This is a genomic window from Staphylospora marina (assembly GCF_003856495.1).
In the GTDB taxonomy this organism is placed as follows: Bacteria; Bacillota; Bacilli; order Thermoactinomycetales; family Thermoactinomycetaceae; genus Staphylospora; species Staphylospora marina.
Genome location: NZ_CP034118.1, coordinates 585,598 through 601,627 on the forward strand (window position 1 = coordinate 585,598; position 16,030 = coordinate 601,627).

General features: G+C 52.4%; 19 protein-coding genes. 5 read left to right on the forward strand and 14 right to left on the reverse strand.

Features of this window, described 5'->3' with window-relative positions; all coding sequences use genetic code 11:
- Positions 1-2: 2 nt before the first annotated feature.
- The 4 genes from EG886_RS13915 to EG886_RS03090 all read right to left on the reverse strand — a co-directional run bounded on the left by EG886_RS13915 (position 3) and on the right by EG886_RS03090 (position 2,367).
- Positions 3-338 (reverse strand): P-II family nitrogen regulator, encoded by a 336-nt coding sequence (locus EG886_RS13915; protein WP_124726767.1) that lies wholly within the window; start codon positions 336-338, stop codon positions 3-5.
- On the reverse strand, positions 316-1,056 hold the full coding sequence (locus EG886_RS03080; RefSeq protein WP_124726768.1) for a DUF1538 domain-containing protein: 741 nt from the start codon (positions 1,054-1,056) through the stop codon (positions 316-318). The genes EG886_RS13915 and EG886_RS03080 overlap by 23 nt, the downstream gene beginning before the upstream one ends.
- Positions 1,053-1,745: a DUF1538 domain-containing protein gene (locus EG886_RS03085; protein ID WP_124726769.1), complete on the reverse strand. Its 693-nt coding sequence runs from the start codon at positions 1,743-1,745 to the stop codon at positions 1,053-1,055. The genes EG886_RS03080 and EG886_RS03085 overlap by 4 nt, the downstream gene beginning before the upstream one ends.
- A gap of 67 nt (positions 1,746-1,812) precedes the next feature.
- Complete coding sequence (locus EG886_RS03090; RefSeq protein ID WP_124726770.1) at positions 1,813-2,367, reverse strand: tyrosine-type recombinase/integrase; 555 nt, start codon at positions 2,365-2,367, stop codon at positions 1,813-1,815.
- Positions 2,368-2,665: 298 nt separating this feature from the next.
- Here EG886_RS03090 and EG886_RS03095 point away from each other — a divergent pair, with 298 nt between their 5' ends.
- The 3 genes from EG886_RS03095 to EG886_RS03105 all read left to right on the forward strand — a co-directional run bounded on the left by EG886_RS03095 (position 2,666) and on the right by EG886_RS03105 (position 4,925).
- Complete coding sequence (locus tag EG886_RS03095; protein WP_124726771.1) at positions 2,666-3,367, forward strand: alanyl-tRNA editing protein; 702 nt, start codon at positions 2,666-2,668, stop codon at positions 3,365-3,367.
- A complete protein-coding gene (locus EG886_RS03100; RefSeq protein WP_124726772.1) occupies positions 3,364-4,302 on the forward strand; it encodes a DMT family transporter in 939 nt (312 codons plus the stop codon). The genes EG886_RS03095 and EG886_RS03100 overlap by 4 nt, the downstream gene beginning before the upstream one ends.
- Before the next feature lie 62 nt (positions 4,303-4,364).
- Positions 4,365-4,925: an SMI1/KNR4 family protein gene (locus EG886_RS03105; RefSeq protein WP_124726773.1), complete on the forward strand. Its 561-nt coding sequence runs from the start codon at positions 4,365-4,367 to the stop codon at positions 4,923-4,925.
- A 55-nt stretch (positions 4,926-4,980) separates the two neighbouring features.
- Here EG886_RS03105 and hemQ read toward each other — a convergent pair whose 3' ends face one another.
- The 7 genes from hemQ to EG886_RS03140 all read right to left on the reverse strand — a co-directional run bounded on the left by hemQ (position 4,981) and on the right by EG886_RS03140 (position 10,501).
- Positions 4,981-5,739, reverse strand: coding sequence for a hydrogen peroxide-dependent heme synthase (hemQ, locus tag EG886_RS03110; protein ID WP_124726774.1), 759 nt, complete (start codon positions 5,737-5,739; stop codon positions 4,981-4,983).
- A gap of 100 nt (positions 5,740-5,839) precedes the next feature.
- Positions 5,840-6,187: a cytochrome c551 gene (gene cccB / locus EG886_RS03115; protein ID WP_241154356.1), complete on the reverse strand. Its 348-nt coding sequence runs from the start codon at positions 6,185-6,187 to the stop codon at positions 5,840-5,842.
- A 30-nt stretch (positions 6,188-6,217) separates the two neighbouring features.
- Complete coding sequence (locus EG886_RS03120) at positions 6,218-7,888, reverse strand: b(o/a)3-type cytochrome-c oxidase subunit 1 (RefSeq protein WP_124728634.1); 1,671 nt, start codon at positions 7,886-7,888, stop codon at positions 6,218-6,220.
- 36 nt (positions 7,889-7,924) lie between these two features.
- Complete coding sequence (locus EG886_RS03125) at positions 7,925-8,392, reverse strand: cytochrome c oxidase subunit II (RefSeq protein ID WP_124726775.1); 468 nt, start codon at positions 8,390-8,392, stop codon at positions 7,925-7,927.
- A gap of 21 nt (positions 8,393-8,413) precedes the next feature.
- Positions 8,414-8,566: a cytochrome c oxidase subunit 2A gene (locus EG886_RS03130; protein ID WP_124726776.1), complete on the reverse strand. Its 153-nt coding sequence runs from the start codon at positions 8,564-8,566 to the stop codon at positions 8,414-8,416.
- A gap of 307 nt (positions 8,567-8,873) precedes the next feature.
- Positions 8,874-9,554 (reverse strand): Crp/Fnr family transcriptional regulator, encoded by a 681-nt coding sequence (locus tag EG886_RS03135; RefSeq protein ID WP_124726777.1) that lies wholly within the window; start codon positions 9,552-9,554, stop codon positions 8,874-8,876.
- 260 nt (positions 9,555-9,814) lie between these two features.
- Positions 9,815-10,501 carry a Crp/Fnr family transcriptional regulator gene (locus EG886_RS03140; RefSeq protein WP_124726778.1) on the reverse strand — a complete coding sequence of 229 codons (687 nt, stop codon included), beginning with the start codon at positions 10,499-10,501 and terminating at the stop codon, positions 9,815-9,817.
- A 155-nt stretch (positions 10,502-10,656) separates the two neighbouring features.
- Here EG886_RS03140 and ric point away from each other — a divergent pair, with 155 nt between their 5' ends.
- Both ric and EG886_RS03150 read left to right on the forward strand, forming a co-directional pair.
- Positions 10,657-11,364 (forward strand): iron-sulfur cluster repair di-iron protein, encoded by a 708-nt coding sequence (gene ric, locus EG886_RS03145; RefSeq protein ID WP_124726779.1) that lies wholly within the window; start codon positions 10,657-10,659, stop codon positions 11,362-11,364.
- A 92-nt stretch (positions 11,365-11,456) separates the two neighbouring features.
- Positions 11,457-11,990, forward strand: a complete 534-nt coding sequence (locus EG886_RS03150) for a hemerythrin domain-containing protein (RefSeq protein ID WP_124728635.1) — start codon at positions 11,457-11,459, stop codon at positions 11,988-11,990.
- A gap of 96 nt (positions 11,991-12,086) precedes the next feature.
- On the opposite strand, the gene hemY is transcribed toward EG886_RS03150, so the two are convergent.
- The 3 genes from hemY to hemE are packed head-to-tail and all read right to left on the reverse strand — an operon-like array spanning position 12,087 to position 15,480.
- Entirely contained in the window at positions 12,087-13,499 is a 1,413-nt protein-coding gene (gene hemY / locus EG886_RS03155; protein WP_124726780.1) for a protoporphyrinogen oxidase, read from the reverse strand.
- Positions 13,496-14,449, reverse strand: coding sequence for a ferrochelatase (gene hemH, locus EG886_RS03160; RefSeq protein WP_124726781.1), 954 nt, complete (start codon positions 14,447-14,449; stop codon positions 13,496-13,498). Before hemH ends, hemY begins: the two co-directional genes overlap by 4 nt.
- A complete protein-coding gene (gene hemE / locus EG886_RS03165) occupies positions 14,449-15,480 on the reverse strand; it encodes a uroporphyrinogen decarboxylase (RefSeq protein ID WP_124726782.1) in 1,032 nt (343 codons plus the stop codon). The genes hemH and hemE overlap by 1 nt, the downstream gene beginning before the upstream one ends.
- Positions 15,481-16,030 lie beyond the last annotated feature (550 nt).

The following is a 16,030-nucleotide window of genomic DNA, read 5'->3' on the forward strand; positions in this document are numbered from 1 at the left end:
CTTCAGGAATACGGTTGCAGCAGATGGCAAATTCCCGCGATTTTCTTCGTGTCCAGCACGAAGCTGATCCCGTAGCCCGGACGATCCAGATCACCGGCTTTCACAATGGCGGACAGAATGGGATCCAGCTTGTCGGCGGGCACCAATGTCAAAATCAGTTCTTTTTCCGGCTCGATGGGAATGCCCAGGAACGAAGCGGCTTCATGAATTCCCGTTCCTTTGGCAAACAACACCGTTCCGCCTTCCGCACCGGCTTTTTTCGAAGCCGGGACCACTTTTCGCGCCAGTCCCTTTTTCACAACGGTCACAATCAATTTATGACTCGATGCTGCGTTCATTTTCTTTCTCCTTCCTGCCATACAGGATTCCCAAAGTCAGCACGGAAAGGATCGGGGCCAGGGCGACCAGGGAAATCATGCCGAATCCTTCCAGAAGAGGGTTGCGATCCTCCAGGACCGTGGCCACTCCCACCACCATGGACAGAATGAATGTCACCGTCATCGGTCCCGTCGCCACGCCTCCGGAATCAAAGGCAATCGCCGTAAAGCTGTCTTTGGTGTACCGGGTGAGTACAAAGGCCAACAAATAACCCGGAATGATGAAGTACCAGAGCGGAATGCCCGCAATGACCCGCAGCATCGAGAGTGCCACCGACACGGCCACGCCGATCGACACGGTGTACAACATGACTTTCTCCGGGATGGAACCGCTCGAGACTTTGTCCACCTGTTGATTCAAAATTCTCACGGCAGGTTCCGCAAAGGTGGCGACAAATCCCAGCACAAGGCCGACGGGAATCAGAATCCAGTTGTGGGACAGATCTCCCAGGATCATCCCCATTTGTTCACCCGTGGGCAAGAATCCGATGTGCACGCCGTGCAGAAAAAACGCCAGCCCGAAAAAGGTCAGGACAAACCCCTTCAGGATGTTCATTACTTTTTTCCACGGCAATTTCAGCCGGATGAATTGAAACAGCAAAAAGACCACAAACAGCGGGGCCAAAGCCAGAGCGACTTCCAACATGGTGTCCCCGAAACCGTGGAACGGATGGGTCATGAGTAGAACACCCCCAACAGCAAGGCTGAAAGGACGGGACCGATCGATGCGAGGGCGACCAGGCCGAAGCCGTCCGTGGAAGCGGTTTTGCCGCCGAGCACCGATGCAATGCCCATTCCGAGAGACATGATGAACGGAACGGTCATCGGACCGGTGGTCACGCCGCCCGAGTCAAGGGCAACGGGAACAAATTCGATGGGAGCGAACAGGGACAACACGAAAACCAGAGCGTATCCCGCGAGCAAGAGATACGTGATGGGAATGTTGAGGATGATCCGCAACACACCGAGTCCCACGGTGAGTCCCACTCCGAGGGCAACGGTGCCGATCAAAATCATTTTGGGAATGCTGCCGCCCGTCACCATGTCCACTTGAGACGCCAACACGATGACATCCGGTTCGGCGACGGTCGCCGCAAAGCCGAGGATGATGCTGCACAGAATAATCAGTCCCAATTTCCCGAGTCTGGACAAGGAGGACCCGACCATCTCACCGATGGGGAGCAGCCCGATGTCCACCCCCACCAAGAACAGGAACAACCCCAATCCGACCATGACCAGGCCCGTGATGAATTGCAGAAAGATCTCGGCGGGCAACCAGATGACCGTAAATTGCAGGAGAAAAATGACCGCGGTCATGGGAAGAACGGCGAACATGACTTCTTTTCCGATGTTTTTGATATGGTCCATCCGGATTCTCCTCTCCGTGTAAAGATGGGATCCGGGTCGGCACCGGATCATTCATTCCTCCATTCTTTCAAAGGTCGACGTCGATTTCCGTACGGATCTTCTCGTCTTTGGAGATGCCGATGTATCTGAGGGTTTCCGAAGGAGTGGCATGATTGAAATACTTCTGCAGCAAAGAGATGGCAATCCCTCTTTTGTAGGCATGAAACCCGAAGGTTTTGCGCAGCGAATTGGTTCCGATTTTCCCTTCGATGCCCACGGCCTTGGCGGCCTGTTGGAGAATTCGATACGCTTGTTGTCGCGTGATCGGTTTTTTCGTTTTGGGGGATTGAAACAGATAATCGTCGGGGTGCAGTTGATTCATTCGGACAAACCGGAGAATGGTTGCCCTGACCCGGGGATTGAGGAAAATCTCCTTGTCGGATCCGGGAATCTGCAGGAATTCCTTGGGGATCTCATCCGTTGACATCACGTCATGCACCTTCACGTGAAGCAGTTCCGTGATTTTCAGACCGGTGTTGATCCCAAGCACAAAGAGCAAATGATCCCTTTCGGAGTGCTCTTTCAGATAGTTTTTCATGGCATCGATTTTTTCCCGATCCCTGATGGCTTCCACTGTTTCCAAAACAGGCATCACCTCGGTTTGTGTTACTCAATCATATTATAGGATAGGATTAAGTAACATTCAATCGTTGAATCGGAAAAAATTTATGCCCATTCGGCAATGTTGAGGGGATCAAAGGAAATCGGGCCATTCCCGAAGCGAGCCGGCATGTCCGGAAAGAGGGAAAAACGTGGATCCGGCGCTGTCATGGACGGAGACGGCCATTTTCCAATAGAGCGGACTTGGATGCTTCTGAAGGAATTTTAAAATAAAGCAAAAATTATTATTATGAATCATTTTATCGGGGGGACAAATCCGCATGACGCTGAGGTTGTATGTGGAAGATCCGTATTTGCGGGAGTGCACGGCAACGGTGACGGAGATCAAGGAAAACACGGTGTTTCTGGATCGGACGGTGTTTTATCCCGAAGGCGGAGGTCAATTGGGGGACACGGGATGGATCGAAAACCTCCGGGTGGTGGATGCTCAAAAATCGGGGGGACGGCTCTTCACCCATCCGGATTTTCCTTCGATCAAAGTCGGATCTCAAGTGGCACACATTCTGGAAAAGGCACCGGAACAACTGGAAGTGGGGCAGGAAGTGCGCCTTCACATTGATTGGCAAAGACGGTACACTTTGATGAGAATGCATTCGGCCGCCCACATCGTGTATCATTTCATGTTTGAGGTATTCGGAAAAATGCCGGTCAAAGGTTGCCGAATCGCCGAGGATTCATCCAGGTTTGACTTTTTCACCGAGCAACGCTTCGACCGGGATCGTTTGGATCAGGTGGAGCGGCTGGCGAATGATTTCATTGACAAGGATGTGGAAATCCGGATGCTGAATCCGGTCAATGAACCGGAGGCCCGGATCTGGGAGTGCGAAGGCATCCAAATCCCCTGTGGGGGGACGCACGTGAAGAGAACCGGTGAAATCGGTCACGTCACCTTGAAAAGGAGGGGAAAATCTCCCACGGTGGAACGCGTGTACATCTCATTGGCAGGAGGGGCTAACGTTTGAGATTCTTCACCCGTAACATGTTGAATGCGCTCGGCCCTTTGCAAGTGGCGTCTGCGGCCGTCATCTGGGGCTCGATCGGTCTGTTCGTCAACCGGATTCCCTTGCCGGCGATGACCATCACGTTTTTCAGAGTGTTTGTTGCCGCCGTTTCCATCTTCATGATTTTGCTTTTGACCGCTTCTCTGAAAAGCTTGGTTCTCAAAGACAGGAAAACCGTCTGGCTGGTCTTTCTGATGTCGTTGTTCTACACCTTCAACTGGGTGTTGTTCATCCAGGCCCTCAAACTGACCACGATCACCAATGCAGTTCTTTCTTATTACACGGCTCCCGCGTTCATGGCCGTTCTCGGATGGATCTTTTTGAAGGAACGGCTGGACCTGAAGGGATTGTTTTTCATCGCGCTTTCCTTTTTTGGGTTGTACCTGGTCTTCATCCCGGAAACCTCGGGGGGAACATCACACATGACCGGACTAATGTACGGAGTAGCCGCCGGTTTCGTGTATGCCCTGGCCGTCGTGACGTCCAAAGCGATCAAAGAAAGTTTGGACTCGTGGACCATGGCCTTCTTTCAGACCGGAATCGGCACGTTGGTGCTGCTTCCGTTCGTGATTTTTGAAATCGGAAATCCGCTGACGATTCAGTTGGATGTCACCGGTTGGATGTTTCTGGTCATCATCGGTTTGGTGCACACCACGGTTGCGCTTGCCCTGTTTTTTTCGGGAATCCGGTCGATTTCGGCCAAACAGGTGGGGCTGATCATGTACCTGGATCCGCTCAGCGCCGTGTTTTTTTCCAAGGTCGTCTTGAATGAAAGGATCGATGTGTACACCATCGCCGGGGGAATCTTGATTTTGGTCTCTGGCATTTTGTCCGTTCTCGCCGAAGAGCGGAACAAGAAAAACGAAGGGGGCTCGCCCGTCACCCTGAACGAGTGAACGTCGATGTTTTCTGATGCCATGAAGCGGGCGGCAATTGCGGAGAAACGGAGAGAAACCGGATGAGAGATTTGTGGAACCGATTGGAGCGCTGGATGGAAGTGAACGTCCCGGAATGGCTCGAACACCTGCAGCCGGGGGCAACGGAAGAGGAAATTGCCGAGGCGGAGCGGGTGTTGGGAGTGCGGTTTCCCGAGGATTTTCGTGAATCCCTGAAAATCCGCAACGGGGAAGACATCCGACGATCATGCGGCATCTACAAGGGGATGTCGATCCTCTTGCCCCTTGAAGACATCTTGCGTGAATGGAAAGAGTTGGTGGATTGGGGCGAATGGCGTGAAGGAGACAGGTTTGAATCAGTCGGACCCGTCAAGGAATGTGTGTACCATGAGAGGTGGATCCCGTTTCTGGTACGGAATTGGGAATCGTATCACGCGCTGGACCTGGATCCCGACGAGGGCGGCACAATGGGACAGGTGATCACCCATGATACACATGAAGATGTTCATTACGTGAAGGCCCGCAGTTTTCGCGAGTGGCTGGAGCAGTACGTGACGGATCTCGAAAACGGAAAGTATCAGGTAAAGCGGTCCGTCTACGGCATATTCCTGGAGGAAAGGTGATCCAAATCATCAAACCCCCGGCTTTCCCAGGCCGAGGGTTTGTCTCTTTTCATCCTCATCTTTGCATGTTTTCACTGAGGAAAGAGGTGAACCCCTCCATGGTCAATCTGCAACCGACATAAAAGGGGCCAAATTCTCCAAATCGCGCGCTGACTTCATCAAACCTCATTTCATATACCAGCTTTTTGAAGTTCAAGGGGTCATCCGAGAACAGGGAAACCCCCCATTCCCAATCATCAAAGCCGACCGAACCGGTAATGATCTGCCGAACCTTTCCGGCGTAGGAACGACCGATCATTCCGTGGCTTCTCATCATTTCTCTGCGTTCTTCCGATGAGAGCATGTACCAGTTATCGTTTCCGGAACGCCGTTTGTTCATCGGATAGAAACACACATACCCGGTTTTCGGCAGGATCGGTTCAAGACGCGCCCGGAATGCGGGATCGCTCATCGGATCCGTGTTCGGAGGAATGGTGTATGCACTCAGTTCAACAACGGAGACATAAGAGTAGGGAGTGGTGGTGACGCCGGCAAAACCCGTTTTGTCAAACTGATGTTTCACTTCATTCAATTCCTCGAGGGTGGGCCGCAGGTGAATGAACAGCAGATCCGCCTTATGCCCGAGGATCGCGTACTGGCCGTAACTGCCCTTTCGGTTCTCCTCCACCGACGCAAATTGCCGGATGGTATCCATGAGCTCCCGGGTCATCTGGTCACGGTCCGAAGGGCTGAGCGATTTCCATCTGTTCCAGTCCATCTTGCGAAAATCGTGGTATGCATACCATCCTTCGTAGGTTTTCACCGCTTCGCTCATGCATTCACTTCCTCTTCCGGATCGGAGGATCCGCGATTCTTCGTCCACTTCTTATTGTAACCTTGTGCGATGGGGCTGAATCGGGAAAGACATCCGAGCCTTATTTTTTTTCGGCAAGCCAGGCGGCCAACTTTTTGGCTTCATCGTCGGAGACCAATCGGCTCGGCATTTGACCGCGGCCCTTGGTGATCACTTCCAGGATTTGTTCTTCATTCAGTTTGCTTCCGACCTTTTCCAGGCTGGGGCCGATCCCGCCTTCCAGACTCAGTCCGTGACAGGAAGCGCAAGATTGCTGATAAACTTCTTCGACACCGGCTTCTGCGACTTGGCCCGATGAAGACGGGGGCGTGTTTTTGCCGCTGTTCGTTTCCGGTTGGGAACCGCAGCCGGCCGCAAGGGCCAAAACCAACAGACCGCTGAGCATGACGTTTTTTTTCCTTTGGTTCATGGGAATTCCTCCATTCTGTTTGTGAAATGATCAATAAGGTTGAAATGGCGGGGAGCCGGGAGGCGCGTGTTGGATCATGTGCATGATCGGTCCGGTGTATGCGATCAGGATCAGGGCGAACGCAACGGTGATCCACACCGGCCAGCGTTCCAAAATCCTTGGCGTCGGTTCGGCACCTTCCGCCACCTCGCCGACCGGGTAGTCGACGCCCCCTTCGGCGCGCGGTGCGAAGAAAGCCAGCCGGAGAACAATCCACAGCATGAGCAGGACACCGACAAACAGAAGCGCCCCTCCGATCGCCATCGCCTGCTGGTAGGAAAGCCAACCGAGTGCCGTTTCGTGACCTCCGTATACGGTGAAAGCGGTTCGTCTCGGTGCGCCCAAGAGTCCCGCGGCATGCATCGAACCGGACATCACCAGCATCCCTGCGGACCAGATGGCCGTCTGGATCAGCCCCAACCGGTTGATGCCCGGTGTCAGTCTGCGGCCGGTCAATGCGGGAATCAGCCAGTAGCTGACGCCGAAGAAGGTCAGCAGCACCGTCGTTGCCACCGTCAGATGAAAGTGTCCGGTGACCCACAAGGTGTTGTGAACCACCTGGTTGAGTTGGTGGCTGGCGTTGACGATTCCGCCCGCTCCGGCGGGAATGAACAACACCATGCCGACAAACGGGGCGACAAAGCGGACATCTCCCCAAGGGAGTTTGCGAATCCATCCAAAGAGGCCCGTTCCGCCGCGGGCCCGGCCCGCGTTTTCAAACGTGGCCAGGATGGAGAAGGCGGTCATCAGTGACGGGACCACCACGGCGAAGGTCAAAATCACCTGGAAAAATTTCCACTCCGGCGAGATGCCCGGTTCCATCAATTGATGGTGGAAGCCGACCGGCGTGGACAGGAGGAGAAAGAGGACGAAAGCGAGTCGGGCCAGCGCGTCACTGAATATTTTTCCCCCGATGATCCCGGGGATATTGACGTACCACACCATATAGGCCGGAAGCAGCCAAAAGTAAACGAGCGGGTGGCCGAAATACCAGAACAGCGTTCGGCTCAGCGCGATGTTGATTTTTTCGACCCAACCGAAGGACCAGGGGATCAGCTGGAACAACACCTCGACGGCCACACCCAGCGTGGCGATCAGCCACAGCCCCATGATCGTCACGGCCATAAAGGCCATCAGCGGTGACAGTTTGCCGGAATGCTCCTTTTTCCACCGGCGATATTGAGTGAACATGGCCCAGGCACCGATCCAACTTCCGACGACCACCAGGGTGAGTCCGAGATAAAAGAATGGAGAGGCTTTCAGCGGAGCGTAAAAGCTGTACAGCACGGTTGCCTCATTGGCGAGAATGAGGGCAGTCGCCACAACGGTCCCCGCCGTCATCAACCAAAATCCGATCCAGCCCAACCGACGAGCGAAGTCGGACAGAAGGCCGCCGCAAGTGCGGGCGAGGCCCGAGTACAAAAAGCCGATGATGAAAAAAGTGGTAAACACCAGAGCCATCAAAACGCCGTGAGCGGTCAGGAGCTGGTAGTAAGTCACCGGCAACAGATCGACCACGCCGCCCCGGACCAACCCTTGCAATAACCCGGCAATCGCACCGAGAAAAAGGGCCAGAAACGCGACGACCATGTGTGCGAGAATCAATCGGGCATCGTTCGGTTGAAACCGGAAGCCCGATCTTTCACGCTGTCTCCTTACCATGCGGATCACACTCCATCCGGTTTCCGTCATCTGCGGTCACTTGACGACAATTCGTGTGCCCATCGCCTGGTGTCCCGCTCCGCAGTATTCATTGCAGAGCAGGAGGTATTCCCCGGGCCGGTTGAAGGTATGGGACGCCCGGTTCACGTGTCCCGGAATCACCATCATGTTGACGTTGGTTCCCGCGATTTGCATCCCATGCACCACATCGGGACTGGTGACTTCAAAATGGACGGTGGAACCCGCCGGAATCTCCAGCCGGTGGGGTTGAAAGGAGAACATCCGGGCCACCATGACCGCCTTGTATTCCTTCGGTCCCACTTGTGTCAGGGTGGGTTGGTCAAAGGGCGCCTCCCGGGTAACCTTCTCCGGATCCACCGTGTCCATGCCGCCCGGGGGATGCCCTCCCATGGCGAATGCTTGCACGCCGATGACGGTGAGGAACAAGAGGAGGGTCCCTCCTCCGATCCACAGCCAAATACGTTCATAGCGGTGAAGGTGCATCTTCAAGCCCTCCTTTTCGCCTTACTGCATTCGACTGAGAAACAGGAAAAAGACGGACAACCAGGTTGCGGCGATGACACCACCGACGAACAATACCCCGACCAACGTGCCTTTGAGGGAGGACGCGTTTTTTCCCGGAACGTGGCTGGCCGGTTTGCTTCTGGCAGGTGCCAAGGCTCCCATCTCCTCTCCGATGCTTTCTTCGCTCTCAAGATACAACACTTTGCGTTCGGTTTTTGTGATTTATTTCATATAAACACCTGTATTCACGGAAATGTCAAAACAAACGGGAAGTACATTCCCATGGACAAAACCGATATGCTCTCTTCATCAGAGCAAGACAAACCGAGGAGATAATGTGATGAATATCACAAAAGAGGGTGTGTTCACGGAAATTCAATCATTCGGTGATGGTTTTGTTTCTTGTCTTCTCAAGGAGATGTCATGGGTTCCAAACGCCGGTTGCGGAGGCGAATCCGTGTCATATCCCGAAAAACGAGGGATCGGTGATGGTGATGATTTTTGATCGAATGGCCAACTTGCCGGAAGCTTTGTACTCCTGCAGAACATGACTGACAGTCTCCCGGCTGGTTCCGGCCATTTTGGCCAGGTCGGTGGTGGTGAGCGGACAGGGAATGCGGAAGGCGGAGGCATGGATTTTCTCCCCGATGTCACGGACGAGAAGACTGATCAGTTGCCGCACCCGGTCGGTGGCATGCACCCGGGTCAATTTTTGGATCCGTACCTCAAGTTCATGCATCTTGTCGCCCATGACGCGGATCACATTGACCAGAACTTCGGGGTCGTTTCGGATCAATCGTTCAAATTTGGCCATCGGGAGATAGAGCAGTTCCACATCGGTGGCGGCTTCTCCGGAAAAACGGTAATACTCGTCCCGGAACAGTCCGATATAGGGGAAAACGCTGCCGGGCCTGAGATACAGGAACAATTGTCCGGAACCATCGTCGTTCATGCTGACCAGCCTGATATATCCGCTCTGCAAAAAATAGATCCGATCCCGCGGATCTCCCGCCATGAACAAGATCTGACCTTTTTGATACTTCCGGAAAAATGCATGTTCCATGATCTCTTGAATGCGCTGCTCACAAAGTTTGTGCAACACGGGGAACTTGGAAAGGCAATGTTCCTTCGGATTTCGCATGGCATCGACCTCCTCAGGGGTGCATCTACTGTTTAGTGTAGATGTATGTGAAATAAAATACAATCTGCTTGTCGCCAACTTCTGAAACCAACGATATCTCCGGTATTGATTCTATGCATGCGGGCCGTTTTTTGTGAAATTGATCACGTTCATTTGCCCTGACAAAAGAAAAGACCCTCGACACGCTCATCCCGAGGGTTGATGTTTCTCCTTCCACGTCCCCGTCGTTTTTCGCATTCGGTGAGGTGACATCATGTGTGTCACTTGTGGCATCGCCGTTTGAGTGCATCGTAGTCGTGAATGATCAGCTTGTTGCGCTTCATTTCCACAAGTCCTTCCTTTCGCAGTCGATTCAACAAGCGATTGACCGTTTCACGCGTGGTGCCGATGACACTGGCAAACTCCTGGTGAGTCATGGGAATGTTGATGTGAACGGAGCCGTTCAAAGTTTCTCCGTAATTTTCGGCCAACTTCAACAGGAAGAACAAGCCGCGATGTTGCGCATCATGCCCGGTAAGCTCCTGAAGCTTGGTTTGCAGTTCCCATATTTTTTCGCTCATGGCCCGCATGACTTTGATCGCAATGGCCGGAGTGGAAATCACGAGTTCCTCAAACTCATGGACGGGAATCGCGATCAAACGCGTATCGGTGATCGTCTCCGCGGTTGCCGGATAGGGGGAGGAATGGAAGAAACCCGTATGAGGAAACAAATCGCCCGACTGAAGCAGACTGACGATATGTTCGTGTCCGTTTTCGTCGGTTTTGTAGGTTTTCACGATTCCATCCTGGATCAAATAGATGGCCGTTTTTTTATCGCCTTCGACAAAGATGATGTTTTTTTTGTTGTAGCGGCGATGGGAGGCAATCTCCCGAATCCTCTCCAATTCCTCATCGGAAAGTTCCTGGAATAAAGAGACCGAGCGCAGAAGATCAAGATTTTCAGTCATGGGAAAACCTCCTGAATTCATTTTACCCTTTTTCCGGGGATGGCCGGCAAGGGGTTCTCCGATGGCCGGCTGTTTGGAAACGGGAAACGTGATACGGTTCACAGAGCCATGGAAATGGTCATCGTATAATCAGACTTGAAAGGGAGGGAATGAACATGACCCGAAAATTTAACGGAGAAGAAAAAATCGGTGAGATTGTGACCATCTTTCCAAGTGCAAGCAACTTGTTTATGGAATATCGTATTGATTTTTGCTGTGGAGGCAATCGAATCCTGAAAACAGCGCTCAGCCGGCAGAAGATCGATGAAGAAGAGTTCCTTGCAAAGCTGAACGAGGCTTACTTGAAGGAACAAAAGCGGAGCGACCAAGCGATCGATTGGCGCAAGAAATCTTTTTCCGCATTGATCGACCATATCGTCCGCACACATCATGAGTATTTGAACAACGAACTCCCCGTACTGAGCGCGTTTGTCACCAAAGTCTTTGACAGGCATGGCATGGATCATCCGGAGCTTGCCGAACTGCACCGGCTGTTTCACGAGTTGAAGGAAGAGCTGGAACAACATTTGCCCAAAGAGGAGCAAGAAATTTTCCCCTTTTTGAAAGAATATGAAAAGACGGGTTCGAAAGAGGCCTTGGAGAAAGCCGCACAGGCGATTGAGCAGTTGGAGGCCGAGCACAACAAAGCCGGCGAACTCCTTCGCAACATGAGAAAGGTGACCAATCATTATCAGTTGCCGAAAGGAGCATGCCGGACGTATGCCCTGTCTTACATCAAATTGGAGCAGTTGGAATCCGACTTGTTCCAACACATTCATCTGGAAAACAATGTGATGTTCCCGCGCGTGATGGCAGGCAAGTGAACCAAGGTTCATTTCAGGGACAGATCATGGATTTTTCAGGACGGTGAACGGGTGGAATCCACATGAAAACAGGAGGGACAAAAATGAACGATATGCCTTTTCATTGCAGTCACATGATGGGAGGAAACGTTTCTTTGTGTCCGGCTTTGAAGCAACTGAAGCAAGAACATACTCCTTTGAGGGAGCAACTGGAACAATTGTATCGAGCGGCCCGGGAAATCGGGGAAGAATCCCGGATTGAAGACTGGCGGGATGCATTGGTCGAACTGAAAGAAAAAGCGATTCTCTTTGAACAGGATTTGGAGCCTCACTCTGAAAGGGAAGAAGGGGTCCTGTTTCCGATGATGGCTCAATACATCGGAAGAGAGTCCGGACCGATCGCAGTGATGGAAGATGAACATGAACAAGGAAAGAAATATCTGCAATCCTTTATCGCAAAGATTGACCAGGCGACCGCGCCGGTGACTTCCGAGAAGGCAAAGGAAATCGGCTCTTTCATGATGGAAGCTTACCGGATCTTGTTCCATCACTTCATCAAAGAGGAAAACGTATTGTTCCCCATGGCGGAACGCTTGCTTTCACCCGAAGAAAAAGAACTATTGGCGAAACAACTTCAGGCCGATTAATCAAAACATAAAACGCGGGCAAAGGATTGCACAGTCTTTGCCCGCGCTGTTTTCATTCACCGGTGAGCGACCGGCCGGTTTGGAGAACACATCTTTTCAAGCGCCGTTGGAAAGATAACTCAGCACATCCCGGACCGCTTTTTTGCCTTGATTGATGCAATCCGGAATACCGGATCCCGCATACGAGGAGCCAACCAAAAAGACGCCGGGATAACGGCTTTCCATCTCTTCGTACAGTTGTTTCAACCATGCCTGATGCCCGACGGCGAACTGGGTCATGGCGTTTTTCCAGCGGGTGACACAAGTAAACTCCGGATCGCCGGTGACGGGGAAAACGCGTTTCATGTCCCGGAGAACCACATCCACGATTTCATCATCCGGCTTGTCAACGATCTCTTCATCTCCGGCGCGCCCCACGTAACAGCGGAGCAACGCTTTTCCGGGCGGAGTGGTGTGCGGCCATTTTTTATGTGTCCAAGTGCAAGCGGTGATGGTATAAGGTTCCGTTCTGGGGATCACAAAGCCCGTTCCTTCTTTGGACAGATGAACCGCATCTTCCGGAAACGCCAGAATGACGGTTGCCACGGAGACGGGGTGGTCATGCAGAGGTTCCAAAAAGTCGGCGTTTCCAAGGACTTGGCGTGTCACCCGATGCGGAACGGCCATAATGATGGCATCCGCTTGCAACGGCTCACCGCCGTTCAACCGGATCAGATACCCCTGATCGGTTTTTTCCACCCGTTTCAGCGGCTGCCCCTTGATCACGTGGACTTGCGTCAGTTGCTCCTCGATCGCTTCCACCATGGAATGAAGCCCTTTTTTGAGGGTGAGGAACACCCCTTTCGGTTTCGACGCCGTTGATTGGGGAGGACGCATGGTTTTCGTTGCCAGAATCAAACTGCGGTATTTCTTCTCCATCTCGGCAAATTGAGGGAGTGTGGACATCAAGCTCAACGTGTCGATGTCTCCGGCGTAGATCCCCGACAACAAAGGCTCGATGATCCGATCGACCACTTCATCTCCCAAACGGCGGCGGAAGAAGGAGCCAATGGATTGATCTTCACCTTCCGGTTGTTTCGAACGGGGCAAAAACAAGTCCGCCAGCGCCCGAACTTTGCCGGCGGGAGAAACCAGGGAAGTGAAAGCAAACGGTTTCAGTTTGGTCGGTACACCCATCACCGCGCCCTCCGGAATGGGCATGAGCTGATCGCGATGCAGAATGTAGGCTTGTCCCGTCCGATTATGGACCAGTTCGTCCGCAAGACCCAAATCTTTTGCAAGCTCAGCGGCGCTTTTTTTCCGTTCCAAAAAGGAATCGGGGCCTTGTTCCATGACGAAACCGTCACGAACCAGGGTTTGGATCTTTCCGCCCAGGCGGTTGGAAGATTCCAATAACGTAACCTGCCAATCAAGCGCCTTTTTCTTCAGTTCTTTTTGCAGGTAAAAGGCGGCGGATAACCCGGTAATCCCTCCGCCGACAATGACGACACGGGGTTTTTGGGTTGTCATGATTCAATCCTCTCCAAAGCGGCCAGGCGTTTTTCCACCACATCGGCGAGACATTGGATGAATTCCGGGGCGGCATTGGGCATCGCCGGTCTGTAATAACGGACTCCGAGCTCTTCCGTCACCTGTTTGCATTCGATGTCGTTATCATACAGAACTTCCAGATGATCGGCGACAAAACCAACCGGACAGTACACAAAGGAACGGTATCCTTTCTCCTCATGCAACTGTCTCGTCAGATCCTGCACATCAGGACCCAGCCATGGCACGGGAGTGTTTCCTGCGCTTTGCCAACCGATGGCGTAATGTTGGATTTGTGCCCGTTCGGCAATGAGCCGGGCCGTTTCTTCCAGCTGTTTCGGATAAGGATCTCCCAATTGCAGGATTTTTTCCGGCAAACTGTGCGCCGAGAAGATCACAACGGTTTTTTCCTGTTCTTCCGCCGGAATGGTGGAAAACGTCTGTTTCAACCGCTTGGCCCAAAGGTCGATGAATTTGGGTTCGTCGTACCAGCTGTCCACCGTGTGGATCCGAGGGCCGCCCAGTTTTTCCGCTTCATTATTGGCGCGTTCATTGTAGGATTTCACGCTTAAGGTGGAATAGTGCGGGGCCAGCACGATGCTGACCGCTTCTTCGATTCCATCCTCGTGCATTTGCTGTACGGCATCCTCAATGAACGGAGAGATATGCTTCAAACCGACATACGCCTGAAAGGTACGTCCGTTAGAGCGGGAATTCAATTCTTTCTCCAATGCGGCGGTTTGATCTTCGGTGATCTTAGCCAAAGGCGAAACACCGCCGATCATCTCATACCTTCTCTTCAGGTCCTCCAAAAGCTCGGTTGGAGGTTTGTTGCCACGGCGAATATGTGTATAGTAAGGTTCAATTTCTTCGGGGCTTCTCGGCGTGCCATAAGCCATCACCAACAAACCTGTTTTTTTTGCCACGGCCATCACCTCGATGTATATTCATGGACAAAGGAAGTCAGTTTTTGCAACGTTTCCACCTTGACATCCGGAAAGATGCCATGCCCGAGGTTGAAAATATAACCGGGCTGTTCCATGCCTTGATCCAGAATTTCCTTGGCTCTTTGTTCGATCAGCTCCCAAGAACCCAAAAGAAGGGAAGGATCCAGGTTTCCTTGCAAGGCCTTGTCCACTCCCCGGCTTCGTGCGGAGTGGATGGACGTGCGCCAATCCAGTCCGATCACATCCACGGGCAACCGGTTCCATTCTTCCAGAAGATGTCCTGCCCCGATGCCAAAATAGATGACGGGAACGCCCGTTGTTCGCAGCTCATTGAAGATATACCGCATGATCGGAGCCACATACGTCCGGTAGTCCTGTTCGTTCAAAGCGCCGACCCAAGAGTCAAATACTTGCACGGCGTGGGCTCCGGCGGCAATTTGCGCTTTCAGATACACAACGGTCATGTCACCCAGCTTTTGCATGAGCGCATGCCAGGCAGACGGGGCCGCATACATCAATCCCTTTGTCTTATGGTAGTTTTTTGAAGGACCGCCTTCAATCATGTAGCTGGCGAGTGTAAACGGAGCGCCGGCAAAGCCGATCAACGGCACCGACAATTGTTGGTTCAGGATTTTGACGGCTTCCAAAATCGTCGGCACATGCGCTTCAGGATCGAGCTCTCCCAGGCGGCTGACATCCTGCTCCGTACGGATCGGGTTGGCGATGACGGGACCGATGCCCGATTTGATTTCCACATCCACGCCAATGTGCTTGAGCGGGGTCATGATATCGGCAAACAGAATGGCGGCATCCACACCCAATTGTTCCACGGGAAGGCGGGTCACTTCCGCGCATACCTCAGGAATTTCGCTCATTTCGAAAAAGGAATATTTCTGCCGAATGGCCCGGTATTCCGGCTGATATCTGCCGGCCTGGCGCATATACCAAACGGGAACATACGGTGTTTTCTCTTTTCGACATGCTTTCAGGAATACGTCATTAAATGGTTTGCTCATTGTGATCGACCTCTTTAATGGTTTTCGGCGGCTTTTTTGGGACAATCGTGTTGCGCATCGAGAGCAAATGGAAAAGTGCTCCAAGACAGTTTAACAGGAATGAAGGCCAAAGTCCGCTTGCTTACAAAAACTTGTTTGGAACGTTGTTTTTCGTGGTGGAACCTTCTTGTATTCAGAGTTGTTCCCACCCGGCTTCAAGCACATACTTATAGTTTATATTATAGAACGTGTTTATCAGAGGCAATGTGAATATAATCACAAATTCTTTGAATGATTTTCGGAAATGGGTCGGCACCCGCAATGCTGAAACCGTATGATCGATTGACAGAATTGGATATGTTTCCAATGATGGTGCAGATGCCCGTTTGCTTCGGGGTTCATGAAGTTCTATCTACGCAAACAGACACATATGGTAAACCATCGACAGCCGATGCAATTGTGGGAGTTGTCGCAATTCCGAACATGTACGGTGTCATCATCATCCGTTCATTCTCATTCAACCCGGGGAAAGATTCGGCTCCTCTCCATCTCGTTTCGACTCTTCATTCTG